This window comes from Sphingomonas sp. GC_Shp_3 (genome assembly GCF_026540945.1).
GTDB lineage: Bacteria > Pseudomonadota > Alphaproteobacteria > Sphingomonadales > Sphingomonadaceae > Sphingomonas.
Genome location: NZ_JALNUT010000001.1, coordinates 874,894 through 889,179, shown reverse-complemented (window position 1 = coordinate 889,179; position 14,286 = coordinate 874,894). Strand labels below are relative to the sequence as shown.

General features: G+C 62.9%; 12 protein-coding genes. 8 read left to right on the top strand and 4 right to left on the bottom strand.

The window, feature by feature from the left end; genetic code table 11:
- The first annotated feature begins 85 nt into the window (after positions 1-85).
- Positions 86-562 (top strand): transcription elongation factor GreA, encoded by a 477-nt coding sequence (gene greA / locus OXR00_RS04400; protein ID WP_242146623.1) that lies wholly within the window; start codon positions 86-88, stop codon positions 560-562.
- A gap of 136 nt (positions 563-698) precedes the next feature.
- On the opposite strand, the gene OXR00_RS04395 is transcribed toward greA, so the two are convergent.
- Together OXR00_RS04395 and OXR00_RS04390 are read right to left on the bottom strand one after the other, a co-directional pair.
- On the bottom strand, positions 699-917 hold the full coding sequence (locus tag OXR00_RS04395) for a DUF4170 domain-containing protein (protein ID WP_242146622.1): 219 nt from the start codon (positions 915-917) through the stop codon (positions 699-701).
- A gap of 106 nt (positions 918-1,023) precedes the next feature.
- Positions 1,024-2,757 (bottom strand): DUF885 domain-containing protein, encoded by a 1,734-nt coding sequence (locus OXR00_RS04390; protein WP_267386831.1) that lies wholly within the window; start codon positions 2,755-2,757, stop codon positions 1,024-1,026.
- A gap of 117 nt (positions 2,758-2,874) precedes the next feature.
- On the opposite strand from OXR00_RS04390, the gene OXR00_RS04385 reads away from it, so the two are divergent.
- Entirely contained in the window at positions 2,875-3,783 is a 909-nt protein-coding gene (locus OXR00_RS04385; protein WP_267386830.1) for an alpha/beta hydrolase, read from the top strand.
- A gap of 100 nt (positions 3,784-3,883) precedes the next feature.
- Here the strand turns inward: OXR00_RS04385 and OXR00_RS04380 are convergent, their stop codons facing one another.
- Both OXR00_RS04380 and eno read right to left on the bottom strand, forming a co-directional pair.
- Positions 3,884-4,210 carry a septum formation initiator family protein gene (locus OXR00_RS04380; RefSeq protein ID WP_267387146.1) on the bottom strand — a complete coding sequence of 109 codons (327 nt, stop codon included), beginning with the start codon at positions 4,208-4,210 and terminating at the stop codon, positions 3,884-3,886.
- 69 nt (positions 4,211-4,279) lie between these two features.
- Positions 4,280-5,557 (bottom strand): phosphopyruvate hydratase, encoded by a 1,278-nt coding sequence (eno, locus tag OXR00_RS04375; protein WP_267386829.1) that lies wholly within the window; start codon positions 5,555-5,557, stop codon positions 4,280-4,282.
- Positions 5,558-5,699: 142 nt separating this feature from the next.
- On the opposite strand from eno, the gene OXR00_RS04370 reads away from it, so the two are divergent.
- From OXR00_RS04370 to OXR00_RS04345, 6 genes are all read left to right on the top strand, one after another.
- On the top strand, positions 5,700-6,218 hold the full coding sequence (locus OXR00_RS04370) for a hypothetical protein (RefSeq protein WP_242146618.1): 519 nt from the start codon (positions 5,700-5,702) through the stop codon (positions 6,216-6,218).
- Positions 6,219-6,241: 23 nt separating this feature from the next.
- Positions 6,242-6,589, top strand: a complete 348-nt coding sequence (locus OXR00_RS04365) for a phage holin family protein (protein WP_267386828.1) — start codon at positions 6,242-6,244, stop codon at positions 6,587-6,589.
- Positions 6,586-6,900, top strand: coding sequence for a DUF3618 domain-containing protein (locus OXR00_RS04360; protein WP_267386826.1), 315 nt, complete (start codon positions 6,586-6,588; stop codon positions 6,898-6,900). Before OXR00_RS04365 ends, OXR00_RS04360 begins: the two co-directional genes overlap by 4 nt.
- On the top strand, positions 6,897-7,367 hold the full coding sequence (locus OXR00_RS04355; RefSeq protein ID WP_267386825.1) for a hypothetical protein: 471 nt from the start codon (positions 6,897-6,899) through the stop codon (positions 7,365-7,367). The genes OXR00_RS04360 and OXR00_RS04355 overlap by 4 nt, the downstream gene beginning before the upstream one ends.
- 184 nt (positions 7,368-7,551) lie before the next feature.
- A complete protein-coding gene (locus tag OXR00_RS04350; RefSeq protein WP_267386824.1) occupies positions 7,552-9,666 on the top strand; it encodes a BamA/TamA family outer membrane protein in 2,115 nt (704 codons plus the stop codon).
- On the top strand, positions 9,666-13,931 hold the full coding sequence (locus OXR00_RS04345; RefSeq protein ID WP_267386823.1) for a translocation/assembly module TamB domain-containing protein: 4,266 nt from the start codon (positions 9,666-9,668) through the stop codon (positions 13,929-13,931). The genes OXR00_RS04350 and OXR00_RS04345 overlap by 1 nt, the downstream gene beginning before the upstream one ends.
- Positions 13,932-14,286 lie beyond the last annotated feature (355 nt).

Here is a 14,286-nt window from a genome sequence, read left to right as displayed (position 1 = left end):
GATTACTCCCCGACAGTTGAACTACGGTGCGGGCCGGTTCGGAAGGACCGGCTTGGGGACAGATTTCGGGACGAAGGACTAAGGGATGGCGACCGTCGACAAGATGCCGATGCTGCAAGAGGGCTACGACACGCTCACTGCGCATTTGAAACAGCTGAAGGCGGAGCGTCCGCTGATCGTCGACGCCATTGAGGAAGCGCGCGCACATGGCGATCTGTCTGAGAACGCCGAATACCATGCCGCCAAGGAGCGGCAGGGTCAGATCGAGGCTTCGATCTCCGACATCGAGGACAAGCTGAGCCGCGCGCAGGTTATCGACCCGCGCGATCTGTCGGGAGACAAGGTCGTGTTCGGTGCGACGGTGACGCTGATGGACGAAGACGACAAGCCGGTTAAGTATCAGATCGTCGGCCAGACCGAGGCGGATGCCAAGGGCGGTCGGATCTCGTACAACTCGCCGCTCGGCCGTGCTCTGATCGGTCGCAAGATCGAGGATGAGGTCGAAGTAACGGTACCGTCGGGTGATCGCTACTATGTCGTCGAGAAGATCGAGTTCATCTAAGCCGCGACCGCTCGGCGCTACGGCACCGTACGATCGAGCGGGACCGATTATCGCAGCGGGGTTGCTGGTGCGAGGCGCCGCCGGTCGAGACGCAGCACCTCGCGCACCGGCGTTGCCTCGCCGGTGCGCTTTCGCTTTAGGCCAGTAGGTCCGGCTCGAGTAGCCGGTGCATGTGTACGATGACGTACTTCATCTCCGCATCGTCGACGGTACGCTGCGCGGCGGCGCGCCATGCTTTTTCGGCGCTCGCATAGTCGGGGAAAATGCCGACCACGTCGAGCGACGCGGTGTCGTTAAAGTCGAGGGTTTGCGGGTCGCTGACGCGGCCGCCGAAGACGAGGTGAAGTTTGCTCATGGCCGATCTTTCCGTGAAAGGTGTCGGCTTCCTCTTAGGATAGCGCGTTACGAAAACCAACCTGCTGCGCTGCGGCAGAGGTTGGTTTCGCATCGCTGTAGCGCGGTTAGAACACCGCCTTGCCATCGCCGCCAAGCATCGCCTTGCGAACCAGCGGGATCGGCGGCCCCCCAAAACTGAGGAAGGTGTCGTGAAATGCCTTCCAGCTTGCCCGGCCGCCATGCTGCGCCGTCCAGTCGGCGCGCAGGCGGCGGATCATCAGCTTGCCCATCGTGTAGTTGAGGTACGCCGGATCATAGGTGCCGCGCGCCGATTGCTGGCGGGCGTTGCCTTCATCCTGATAGCATTGCTCTACGAACATTTTCCGCGATTGTTCCTGCGTCATGTCGCGCGCATGCAGGCCGATCGCAGACAGGAAGCGACAATCCCGCAGCAAGGCATTGGAAAGCTGACCGATATGCGTTTCGGCATCGCCTTTGTGTAAGCCCGCTTCCCACATCATCTCCTCGGCATAATGCGCCCAGCCTTCGGCGAAGGCGTAACCGACGAACAGCCGGCCGAACAGCGACGGCGAGTGGTTGGCGTGGCGGAACTGTAGGAAGTGGCCGGGCATCACTTCGTGCACGGTGGTGAACAGCAGGTCATCCTTGCCGGGGATGAAGTCCGCTTGCATCTGCTTGCTCCACGCCGGATCTGGCGGGGAGATGTAGTAGATCGACGGTACGCCTTTCTCGAATGGCCCGGGCGGATCGATGTAGGCGGAGTTCTGCCGGTTATACGGCGGGCTCTCCTCGACCAGCGCCTGTTCGGTGTCGGGAGTCGAGACGATGTCGTTGGCGAGCACGAACGCACGCAGTTCGGGGATTTGCTTGCGCGCCTCCGCGACGGGATCGTTGTTGGCGGGTTTGTCGGCGTTCATCTTGACGACGCAGGCGGGCACGGTCGCGCCCGGCGCGAACTGGCCGCACGCCGCGACCAGCGCCGTTCGGTTGCGGGCCAGATCGGCCTTGCCTGCCGCTTCCAAGGTATCGAGCGACACGTCGACGCCCTCGGTCATGCTCAGCATCCGCGAAAAGCGCGCTGCGCCGAGGGCAAAGTCCTGCGTCTGTGTCGCGCGCTGGCTTTGCAGCCAGGTGGCAAGATCGGCCATCGCCTTGCTGGCGGCGGCGGAGGACTTGGCGAATTCATCCTGCAGCGCGGGGCTTTTCACCCCGGCGAACGCCTTCTTGGCGTCGCCGCCGTAATAGTCGGCGAAGCCTTTGAACGCGGCGACCCCATAATCGATGTAACTCGCCGGCATCGGCGTCTTGAGGTTGGCGCGAATGTTGGCGGCGGCCTGCGGGATCTTGCGGAACAAGGTGATGGTGGCGCGCATCCGCGTCGCCGGATCGGCATAGTTGCGCGCGATGTAGACGTTCGGGTCAAGGCCTGCGCCGACATACCATGCCGGGTTGGTATGCGGCTGGTCGGCATCCTCCAGCCAGAACAGCTTCCCCTGCGCGACGGTGATAAGATAGGCGCGCTCGAACGCGCCCTGCTTGTCGAGCTTCGCAGGATCGAATGCCTTGGCCTTGGCGATCGCGTCGCGCAGGAAGTCACCCTGTTGCTTGAGGCCGGCGGCACTCCAGTCGCCCAGACCGCCGTCGAAGTCATGCCGGCCCTGATACACCGCATCGGCGGGCGATACCTTGAACCAGCCTTCAATGAAGGCGTCGCGGAAGGCGGGCCAGCTCGTCACCGGCAGCGGGCTGATCGCGGCAGTGGCGGATGGGGCAGGGGCCTTGGCGGTGCAGCCGGCGATTGCGAGTGCGGCAGCGCCTGCCAGCCAGAGTTTGCGCATGATCTCTCCGATTCGGTGTGGCCGGGATGCTGGCAGCTTGCGCGCGCCCGCGCCAGCCCGGCGGAACGCCGCGCCGTGGCGCACGTTCTTGCTCACGATCCGAACAGGAGACGATCAATGCCCTATATCAAGACGCGCGACGGCACCGACCTCTATGTCAAGGATTGGGGCAGTGGACGCCCAGTGGTGCTAATCCACGGCTGGCCGCTGTCGTCGGACAGCTGGGACGCGCAGGCGATGGCGCTGGCCGAATCCGGTTTCCGGGCGATCGCCTATGATCGGCGCGGTTTCGGCCGGTCGAGCCAGCCGTTCACCGGCTATGACTATGACACGTTGAGCGATGATCTCGCCGACGTGCTGGAAGCAACCGGCGCGCAGGATGCGACACTGATCGGCTTCTCGATGGGCGGCGGCGAGGTTGCGCGCTATATGAGCCGCCATGGTGGCAAGGGTGTGGTCGGCGCTGGGCTGATCTCGTCGGTGGTGCCGTACATGCCGCAGACGGACGACAATCCGCACGGCGCGCCGGTCGACCAACTCACCGGCATCGTCGATGGCATCAAGGCGGATCGCTACGGGTTCTTCGCGACGTTCTTCAAGCAGTTCTTTGGTGTCGGGTTCATCTCCTCGCCGGTCAGCAACGAGACGCTGGACTGGGCGCAGCAGCAGATGAGCATGGCGGGTCTGAAACCGATCCTTGCCTGCGCGGAGTCGTTCGCCTTTACCGATTTCCGGCCCGACCTGTCGGCATTCCGTGTGCCGACGCTGATCGTTCACGGCACTGCCGACAAGACTGTGCCGATCGATCCCACCGGTCGCGCGGCGGCGGCGGCGATCGGCCAATCGCAGCTGGTGGAATATGACGGCGCTCCGCATGCGCTGACGCTCACCGAGAGCGACCGATTCACGCGCGATTTGCTGACGTTCCTCGGACATCGGCCGGCAGTGGATGTGCCGGGCACGGTCGAGGAGGAAGTGCAGCGCGAACAGTTCCTGCACCCGCAACTGGCGCCAATCGTGCCGTAAGCTGGTTTGGAGAAGTGGGGTGACCAAGTCACTCCACTTCCGTCGTCGGATGAAGCAGTAAGACGCGGCTCTGAACGTGCGTGCACGTCTTTCGTGCGGCTTACTTCAGCGGGACGATGACCTCGTCGGGGTGCGCGACGTTAAGATCCTTGCGCACCAGTTCGTCGACCATATCCGGATCGGCGTTCTTCGGGTCGAGCAGGCCGACCCGGTTCTTCAGAACGTCGCGCTGCTTGGTGAGCAACGCGAGTTCCGTCTTTTTACGAGCGAGGTGCTTCTCGATATCGCCGTAAGCGAGCGCGCCGTTCGGACCGATAATCGCGTAGGCGCCAAAAAACGCGCCTACGGTCAAAAGGGCCGCCGGCGGTCCCGCTTTACGGAGGACCGCCCGGAACGAGGTCCGTTTCGGAGATGCGCGCTTTGCCATACGCATCGTAATCGCGCATCGCGACTCGTCGATCAACCCCTTTAACGATATTCTTTACGGAGCGGGTAACTACTTACGCAGCACCGAACGGCCAGCGTAATAGGCTGCGTCGCCCAGTTCTTCCTCAATGCGGATAAGCTGGTTGTACTTGGCGAGCCGGTCCGACCGCGCAAGGCTGCCGGTCTTGATCTGCCCGCAATTGGTGGCGACCGCGAGATCAGCGATCGTGGCATCCTCGGTTTCGCCGGAGCGATGCGACATGACCGCAGTATAACGCGCGCGCTGCGCCATCGACACAGCTTCCAGGGTCTCGGTCAGCGTGCCGATCTGGTTGACCTTGACCAGCAGCGAGTTGGCATATCCGCCCTCGATACCGCGCTTGAGGCGCTTCGGGTTGGTGACGAACAGATCGTCGCCGACCAACTGGCACTTGTCGCCAATCATGTCGGTCAGCGCCTTCCAGCCCTCCCAATCGTCCTCGCTCATGCCGTCCTCGACCGAGAAGATCGGGTAGCGGGCGACGAGATCGGCGAGGTAGCCGGCCATTTCGTGGCTATCGAGGATCTTGCCCTCGCCCGAGATGTCATACTTGCCGTCCTTGTAGAATTCGGTAGCGGCGCAATCGAGCGCGATCATCACATCGTCGCCGGGCTTGTACCCGGCCTTCTCGATCGACGACATGATGAAGTCGAGCGCATCGGTCGTCGAGGCGATGTTGGGCGCGAACCCGCCTTCATCACCGACCGAGGTGGCGAGGCCCTTGTCGTGCAGACCCTTTTTCAGGGTGTGGAAGATCTCCGAGCCGCACCTTACCGCCTCCATGATCGACGAAGCGCCGACCGGAACGATCATGAACTCCTGAAAATCGATTGGGTTATCAGCGTGTTCGCCGCCGTTAATGATATTCATCATCGGCACCGGCAGAACATGCGCGGAGACGCCGCCGACGTACTTGTACAGCGGCATGCCACGCGCGTCCGCCGCCGCCTTGGCGACCGCGAGGCTCACGCCAAGGATTGCGTTGGCGCCGAGCCGTCCCTTGTTCTCGGTCCCGTCGAGCGCGATCATCGCCGCGTCGACATCGGCCTGATCCTCGGCGTCCATGCCGATCACTTCATCGGTGATCTCGTCGTTCACCGCGTCGACCGCGCCTTGCACGCCCTTGCCCAACCAGCGGCTCTTGTCACCATCACGACGCTCGACGGCTTCATGTGCACCGGTCGATGCGCCTGAAGGTACGGCGGCGCGACCGAAGCTGCCGTCTTCCAGCATCACATCGACTTCGACGGTAGGATTGCCCCGACTGTCTACGATCTGACGGGCGTGAATGTCGATGATTGCGGTCACGAAACGATCCTTCTATCGTGGGCCTTGGGCGGCGTTCGCCCGGCCTCTACCGGCATATCACGTCGCCCGCAATTCGTAGCGCCGATGGAACCGGCTCCGTCGCTGCCGGTTGAGCGCACGACAGTTCGAGAAAGGGCATTCCATGGCCGACGACACCATCAATAAACCGACCCCCGCCGTGCTGAACGATCTGCCGCTCGACGAGGACACGATCGCCCCGGAGCGTGACGCGCCCGAAGCCAAGGTCGAGACGGCAAGTCCGACGCAGACGCTGAAAGACAGCGCCGCAAAGCTTAGCAAGGAAGCAACCGATCGCGCTCGCAGCTATGCTGAGGATGGCAAAGCCCGCGCCGGTGGTGCGCTCGACGAACTGGCCCGCATGGTTTCGGACGCAGCTGCGCAGGTCGACGAGAAGGTCGGCCCGCAATACGGTCAATATGCCCGTACGGCCGCCGAGACGATCACCGGCTTCTCCGACCAGATCAAGGCAAAGGAGCTCGATGAATTGATCGAAGACGCGCGCGGCTTCGTCAGCAAGAGCCCGGCGATTGCCATCGGTGCGGCTGCGGCGATTGGTTTCGTGCTTGCGCGACTGGTCAAGTCAGGGCTCGAGCCGGAAGGTTCAGCACCCTCGGCTGCGCCCGTGGACGAACAGGTCTGATCGCGCGTTTGCCAGAGGATAGCATGGCCGAGAACACAAACGACGAAGACGGTATTGGTACGCTGGTTAGCCGTCTGGTCGAGGACGCCAAGGCCTTTGTGCGGGCCGAGATCGCGGTATACCAGGCCAAAGCGCTCAAGTTGGTGGCCGATTATCGCACGGCAGCAATCCTGTGCATCGTCGCGCTGATCCTCGCGCATGCCGCGATCATCGCGCTGCTGGTTGGCGTTATCATGAGCATTGCGCAGACGCTGGGACCAATTTGGGCGACGGTTATCACGATCGGTGGCACTTTTGCCATCGTTGGGCTGCTAGTTGTCGTCGCGCTGTCGATGGTCCGTAGCGCCGGCCGGAAAGGAGTGTCGCAATGAGTGCTGCCGATGAAAATCTGGCACTTGCGCAGACGCAGGCGCGCGCAGCCAAGGCCCGACTTGATGAGACGGTCGGCGCTTTACGTGACAGGGTCGATCCGCGCACGATCGCCAGGCACGCGGCCGATGGCTTGCGTGAGCAGGGCGAGGTAGCGGCCGCGGTGGCGCAGCGAAACCCGGGGGTGGTTGCTGCCATACTGACGGCGGCTGGGGTGTTGCTGATACGGCGACCGATGATGGCGCTGTTCCGCCGAAAGAAGAAATCTGTTCCTCACATCACCCGCAAGGGCGCGAAAGGATATCCGCAATGACCGTTCAGACCCACGAGGCCGCGCGCAAAGGAAACGAAACCAGTCAGAAGGCCGGGGTGCGCGACACGCTAGAAACGACGTTGGAGAACGCCAAGGATTCTGCCAGCAAGGCGCTCGCTTCGGCAGGCGATACCGCCAAGGAATCCGCTCGGAAAACGGCTGAGGGTATCGAGGCGAACCCGCTTTCGGTGTTGGTCGGTGGTGTCGCGCTCGGTGTACTGGCAGGCGCACTGATCCCACGCAGCGACCGTGAGGCGCAGCTGCTCAAGCCGGTCGGGCAACGCCTCACCGATGCGGCGCGAGGTGCAACCGATGCTGCGAAGGAGGCCGGCCTTGCCGAACTTGACGGGCTTGGATTGAGTCCGAACGCTGCGAAAGATACTGCAGGCAAATTGATCGAAGGATTGCTCAAGGCGCTGTCGACTGCCGGTTCGGCGGCGGCAAAAGGGGCGATGGGCAAAAACTAAGCCGACCTTGCAGTGCGGCGAACTTTGCCGCACTGCCGCTAAAGTACCTTTTTACCGTGAAACCAATTTGGTAGAGGCGCGTTTGCGGTAACGAGGGGCGGGATCAAAACGGTTCGCTCTTGCTAAGGGGTAGAGCTGTTTGATTTCGCCGGGTTTCTCGACAAGTTGGTTAGCGATCGCAGTTATGGGCGCTGCGCCTCAGCAGTCGCCGCCAGCCGCGCCAGTGCCTGCGACGCAGCAGATGCCCGATCCTGCCGCCGATCAGCCGATTGTTCCCGAGGCGGAATTCGACAAAGCGCTGCCGCCGCTAAGCAGCGATATCAACGCCCCGCTTGAGCCGATGGCTCTGGAGCCGGTCGGGACGTTGCCTCCGCCTCCAGTCACTCCAGCTACCGGCGTAGTCGCAGCCACCCCGAAGTCGGCGCAGCCCGCGCCATCCGGGATCAGCAGCGCGGCGGGCACGCCTACGACCCCCCAGGACGTTTCTGCCGAGCTTGACCGGCCGCTGCCGCCGCTGGCTACCTTTGATTCGACGCCATTCGTTACCGTGGCCGACAAGACCGAGAAAAGTCCGGAGATCCGCTACGACACGGTTGTGAACGGGCTGGACAAAGTCGGCCTCCTGGATGAATTCCGCGCCCACTCCGTGCTGAAGAAGAGTGGCAAGGCCGCCAATGCGGCGGTCGTTTCAGCGCGCGCTCATGAAGATGAGGAATTGGCGGGACGCGTAATGCGGTCGATGGGATATTACGACGGTACCGCCGTCGCCACGATCGAGACCATCCCGAACGAGCAGGGTCGTGTCCGCGCTATCGTCAACGCGACACCGGGCAAGCAGTATCATCTCGGGTCGGTTAAGGTGGTTGCTGATCCGACTGTTCCGCCCGACCTGATCGAGAATGCACTTGCTCTCAAACCGGGCGATCCGATCGAGGCTGGTCGTGTGCAGGGATCCGAAGCGAACGTCGCCTTGGTGCTGCCGCAGAACGGCTACCCCTTCTCGAAGGTCGGGCAACGCGACATCCTGCTCGATGAGCAGACCTTGACCGGCGCCTATACGTTGCCAGTCGACATCGGTGCGAGATCGTCGTTCGGCGGTTTCACGACTACGGGCAAGCTGGCGTTCGACGCACATCATGTCGGCGTGTTGTCGCGTTTCAAACCGGGTGAGATCTACGACAGCCGCAAGGTCGACGATCTCCGGCAGGCGCTGATCGCGACCGGTCTGTTCTCGACCGCCTCGGTTGAGCCTGTGAAGACCGACCGAGTTGGCCCGGACGGTACGCAACAGGTCGATCTGCTCGTAAGGCAGGTGGCCGGTCCGAAACGGTCGCTGGCCGTGAGTGGTGGCTATAGCACTGGCGAGGGATTCAAGCTCGAGGGTTCGTGGACCAACCGCAACCTGTTCCCGCCCGAGGGTGCGCTGATCCTCAACGTGACCGGCGGTTCGCAGGAGCAGGGTGCGGGCGCGACGTTCAAACGGTCCAATGCCGGCAAGCGCGATCGGACGTTCAGTTTTGGCGTCGCCGCAGACCATTCCAACTATGACGCCTATAATGCGTTCACGGGTACGGTATTCGCGCGTCTGTCGTACGATTCGACGCCGATCTGGCAGAAGAAGTTCACCTGGGCGTTGGGCGCCGAACTGACTGGCACAAACGAAAGCGTATACGACTTCGGCAAGCCGGGTAACGTTCGTCGCACTTATTTCATCGCGGCCTTGCCCGGTCAGGCGCAATGGGACACTACCGACAGCCTGCTCAATCCCACGAAGGGTTACCGCGTCAAGTTGAGCCTCAGTCCTGAGACGTCAGTTCAAGGCAAGGTTAGCCCGTACATCCGCGCTCTGACTGAGGTCAGCGGATACTATCCCATCAGCGATAGCATCGTGCTGGCCGGACGCGTCCGCGCCGCATCGATCGATGGTATTTCGCGCGACGACCTCGCACCATCCCGGCGGTATTACGGTGGCGGTGGCGGTTCGGTGCGTGGCTATGGCTATCAGCGGCTGGGGCCGTTCGATCCAAACGGCAACCCGGTCGGTGGTCGATCGCTGAACGAATTCTCGCTCGAAGCGCGTTACAGGTTCGGCAATTTCGGCATCGTGCCGTTCTTCGATGGCGGCAACAGCTACGAGAGCAGTATCCCGAAGGGCAGCGACATGCGCTACGGCGCTGGCATCGGCGGCAGGTTCTACACCAATTTCGGCCCGCTGCGCTTTGACGTCGCGACGCCTCTCAACAAACGCAAGGGCGACGGTTTGATCGCACTCTATATCTCGATCGGGCAGGCATTCTGATGGCCAGCGAAGCCCCATCCGAGCAGGTTGTTATCGCCAAGACGCCGTTGTGGCAGCGGATCCTCAAGTGGGTCGGCGTCGCGCTTGCGGTGCTGGTGCTGGCGGCGGTTGCGTTGGTGTTCGGCATCAACACGCAACCGGGACGTCGGTTTCTCGTCAATACGATCAACGGTTATACGCTTGCGTCCGGGCTGAACGTGAAGGTCGGTCGGATCGATGGGTCTATCTATGGCGCGATGGTGCTGCGGGATGTGCGCGTACGCGATACGAAGGGCGTATTTCTGACCTCGCCGGCGATCGCCGTCGACTGGCGGCCGTTTGCTTTCGTCAACAATCATGCCGACGTGCGCAGCGCCTCGGCCGCGCTCATCACCATGATGCGCACGCCTGTGCTGAAGGCGACACCGAGCGACCCCAACGCGCCAACTTTGCCCAGCATCGATATCGACGTCGGCCGGCTCAAGATCGACCGTTTCGTGGTGCAGAAGGCGGTAACGGGACAGACTCACATCATCGGCATCGACGGGGTGGCGCACATCGCCGATCGGCGTGCGCAGGTAACCGCCAACGTAGCGGCGTTGGCGGGTGCGGGTGTTGCCGGCGGCGACCGGCTCGCGCTTAAACTTGACGCTGTACCGGACGACAACAAGCTCGACATTGACGCGAAGCTCAACGCCCCCGCGGGCGGCGTGGTGGCGACGCTTGCCAAACTTGGCGCGCCGCTCGACCTGACGATCGGCGGCAAAGGTAGCTGGAAGGCCTGGAATGGCCGAATTGCCGGCACGTTAGGCGGCGCTTCGCTGGCCGATCTCACACTGGCCGCCAACAACGGCACGTTCAAGCTACGTGGCAACGCGCACCCCGGTCTGTATCCCGGTGGAGCGCCAAAGAACGCCGCAACGCCGGTCAACCCCGTTGCCGCCTTGACCGCGCCGCAACTCGACATTGCGCTCGACGCGACGATGAACAAGCGTGTCGTCGATACGATGCTGACGCTCAAGTCCGATGCTCTGGCGGTGGCGGGGCAGGGGCGGCTTGACCTTGCCGCAAGCAAATTCGGGCAATTGAAGATCTCCGCAAAGCTGTTGCGCCCCGGCGCGATCGCGCCGAATCTGAACGGCCGCGATGTGGCTGCGAACGTGGTGCTGGACGGACCATTTGCCACGCCAACGGTCAACTACGTCGTACAGGGTGCACAGATCGGCTTTGGCGCGATCCGTGTCGATAACGTTTACGCCTCTGGGCTGGCGACCGTCGATGCCAATCACATCCTGATCCCGGTCAACGCGCGCGCTGCGCGCGTGGTCGGACTCAATGCGGCGGCTGGTGGTCTGCTCCAGAATGTTGCGATCAACGGTAACTTCGCGATTCAGAACGGGAAGGTGCTGTCCGATAACCTGCGCATTCGCTCGTCGAAGATCGATGCGACCGCGCTGGTCGTGGCAGACCTCGCAACCGGCATGTACCGGGGTGCGCTCAACGGCAAGGTCAACAATTACCGGGTCGAGGGCTTTGGGATCGTCAGCCTGGCAACGAACGCGAAGCTGGTGACGGCTCCGAAAGGGGGTTTTGGTATCACCGGCCACGTCGTCGCGCGCACGTCGCAAATCTTCAACGAGGGCGCACGCAATTTCCTCGGCGGCAACGCGATCGTAAAGGCGGATGTCGGCTATGCACCTGACGGGATCATAACCTTCCGTAATCTGAAGCTGGCCGCGCCAGATTTCCAGGTGACGCGCGGTGAGGGGCGCTATGATCCGGCGGGCCCGCTGTTGGTGAACGCCGACGCATTCTCGAAGCAATATGGCCCGTTGACCGCTCGCGTCACCGGTACCGTGGCGAAGCCGGTCGTACTGCTGCGTGCACCACGTCCGGGTGTCGGCGTTGGTCTGGTGAATCTTGAGGCACAGGTGCGTGGCACCGGGTCGGCTTACGCGATCGTGGCGAAGGGCGGCACCAATTACGGGCCGTTCACCGCCGACGTGGTCGCCGCGACCGCGCCGACGCTGACCGTCGACATCCACCGAGTACAGTTCGCTGGGGTAATGGCGAGCGGCAAGGTGCAGCAGTTAAAAGCAGGTCCGTTCGCCGGTCGCGTTCAATTCGCCGGATCGGGGATCAACGGCGCGGCGATCTTGGGTGGCCAGGGTTCGGTGCAGCGCGCGGACATCGCGGCTACGGCGACCAACGCCAAGATACCGGGCGCTACCGAGTTCACGATCGGCCGCGCGATCATCAAGGCGCAGGCGATCCTGTATCCGAAGGTGCCGCAGATCATCGCCGACGCGCAGATCGGCAACGTCCGTTATGGCGCTGCCGTCGTCACCGCGGCCCGCGCCAAGGTAAACTATGCCGGTGGGTCGGGGACGGCGCAGTTGCTTGCCAACGGATCGAGCGGCGTGCCGTTCAAGCTGGCTGCCAATGCAAAGCTCAGCCCGACGCTGTGGCTGGTTGCGACACAGGGACAGGCCAACGGCATCGACTTCAAAACGGCCGCGCCGGCGCGCATCGGGATCGCTGGCAGCACCTATACGCTGCAGCCGACCCGGATCGACTTTGGTGGCGCCGCAGCGGGTGGCTCGGCACGACTGGCCGGCACGTATGGCAAGGGCATGAGCGTAAAGGCGCGACTGGACCGGATGGACTTGTCGATGGTCAACGCGCTGGTGCCGAACCTCGGCCTTGGCGGCACCGCAAGCGGCGGCGTCGACTTCAGCCAGCCTGCGGGCGCGAGTTTCCCGCAAGCCAATGCACAATTCCGTATCACCAACTTCACACGCGCCAGTCTGGCAACCGTGTCGGAGCCGGTCGACATCGTGTTTTCGGGCAAGCTTTTGCCGGACGGCGGTGATGCGCGCGCGCTTATCACGCGTGCCGGTACGACGGTCGGGCGCATGGTCGCGACGTTGCGGCCACTGCCGCCAGGGTCGGGCAGCTGGACAACGCGACTGATGTCTGCGCCGCTCGGCGGCGGGATCCGCTATAACGGCCCTTCTGCGGTGCTGTTCTCACTGGCAGGTCTCGCCCAGCAGCAACTCAGCGGACCGATCGCCGTTGCGGCGGACTTCTCCGGTCGCGCTTCCGCGCCGCAGCTCAACGGTCTGATCCGCGCTGACAACCTGACGTATGACAATGATGTCTACGGAACGCGGCTGACCAACATCAGGATTGCCGGGCGGTTCACCAACGATCGTCTCGAAATCACGCAGCTGAATGCCAAGGCCGGCAGCGGTACGGTTCAGGCGCAGGGGTCGGTCGGGTTTGCGGCGGACTCGGGTTTCCCGATCAACATCAAGGCGACGCTCGACAATGCTCAGCTCGCCAAGAGCGATGCGCTCGGCGCGACGGTAAGCGGCACGCTCGCGATTACCAACAGCAAGGCGGCGGGCGGGCAGATCACCGGTGATCTGCGCATACCGAACGCCCGTTACGAGATCGTCACGCAGGGCCAGGCCGAGGTGCAGGAACTGACGGGCGTGCGCCGCAAGAGCGATGTGGCGAAGGCCGCAGCATCCGGCGAGGCAAAGCCTGCCGCCGGTCCGCCGGGATTGTTCAAGCTGAACATCCACATCCGCGCGCCCGAACAGCTCTATGTGAGCGGCATGGGCCTGGAGTCTGAATGGTCTGCTGACATGCGGGTCAGCGGTACGTCGGCCGATCCCAAGGTCGTCGGCAAGCTGGAGATCGTGCGCGGCACGTACACCTTCTCGGGCAAGCGCTTCGATATCGACCATGGCGTGGTACGCTTCAACGGTGGTCCGCTCGCCGATCCGGAGCTGGATATCAGCGCATCGACGACGGTGGACTCCGTCTCGGCGATCATCGCAATCGGTGGCACCGGGCAGCATCCTCAGATCACCTTCACGTCGACGCCAACGCTGCCGCAGGATGAGGTGCTGAGCCGGTTGTTGTTTGGAACCTCCGTCACCAACCTGTCCGCTACCGAGGCGATCCAATTGGCGGCGGCGCTCAACTCGCTACGCGGGAGCGGTGGAGGCGGACTGAACCCGCTCGGCAAGTTGCGTTCGGCGACCGGGTTCGATCGGTTGCGGATCGTCGGTGGCGACAAGGCGACGGGTCAGGGCACGTCGCTCGCTGCGGGCAAGTACATCACCAAGAACATCTATGTGGAGATCATCACCGACGCGAAGGGGTTCACCGCCACGCAGCTCGAAATCGCGCTGTCGAAGGGATTGAGCGCCCTGTCGCAGGCGGGCACGTTCGGTGGTTCAAACGTAAGCCTGCGCTACAAGAAGGATTACTGATCGCCGGTTCGCTTATCACTGTCGAGACGACTTCAATCTCCAACATAGCCGATGCCGGAATTTCAGCATCGGCTATGTCACTGCCACAGTCAGCGCAGCCACCACGTTCGTTTGATATGGATTGCGTCGGAGATATAGGACGTCTGCCACGTCCCAAGCATCGTTCCGGCTGTGATGATGCCCACGCTTGGTCATCGTATACAGTCGTCGCCGGTTGAACGTTCTCGACATGCGGAGGATTTTTCCCTTGCAGGCTGGCGTCGCAATCTAGTCCTACTGTGCCGATCTGCTGTGCTTCACTTCCCGGTTACCGAGAAGGACTCCGATAGATGACTGCTCAACGCCGACTGCGGAA

Bases quoted from the DNA above. Each gene is read 5' to 3' on its own strand.
- greA (WP_242146623.1), top strand. From the start codon at position 86: ATGGCGACCGTCGACAAGATGCCGATGCTGCAAGAGGGCTACGACACG.
- OXR00_RS04395 (WP_242146622.1), bottom strand. From the start codon at position 917: ATGAGCAAACTTCACCTCGTCTTCGGCGGCCGCGTCAGCGACCCGCAA.
- OXR00_RS04390 (WP_267386831.1), bottom strand. From the start codon at position 2,757: ATGCGCAAACTCTGGCTGGCAGGCGCTGCCGCACTCGCAATCGCCGGC.
- OXR00_RS04385 (WP_267386830.1), top strand. From the start codon at position 2,875: ATGCCCTATATCAAGACGCGCGACGGCACCGACCTCTATGTCAAGGAT.
- OXR00_RS04380 (WP_267387146.1), bottom strand. From the start codon at position 4,210: ATGGCAAAGCGCGCATCTCCGAAACGGACCTCGTTCCGGGCGGTCCTC.
- OXR00_RS04370 (WP_242146618.1), top strand. From the start codon at position 5,700: ATGGCCGACGACACCATCAATAAACCGACCCCCGCCGTGCTGAACGAT.
- OXR00_RS04365 (WP_267386828.1), top strand. From the start codon at position 6,242: ATGGCCGAGAACACAAACGACGAAGACGGTATTGGTACGCTGGTTAGC.
- OXR00_RS04360 (WP_267386826.1), top strand. From the start codon at position 6,586: ATGAGTGCTGCCGATGAAAATCTGGCACTTGCGCAGACGCAGGCGCGC.
- OXR00_RS04355 (WP_267386825.1), top strand. From the start codon at position 6,897: ATGACCGTTCAGACCCACGAGGCCGCGCGCAAAGGAAACGAAACCAGT.
- OXR00_RS04350 (WP_267386824.1), top strand. From the start codon at position 7,552: ATGGGCGCTGCGCCTCAGCAGTCGCCGCCAGCCGCGCCAGTGCCTGCG.
- OXR00_RS04345 (WP_267386823.1), top strand. From the start codon at position 9,666: ATGGCCAGCGAAGCCCCATCCGAGCAGGTTGTTATCGCCAAGACGCCG.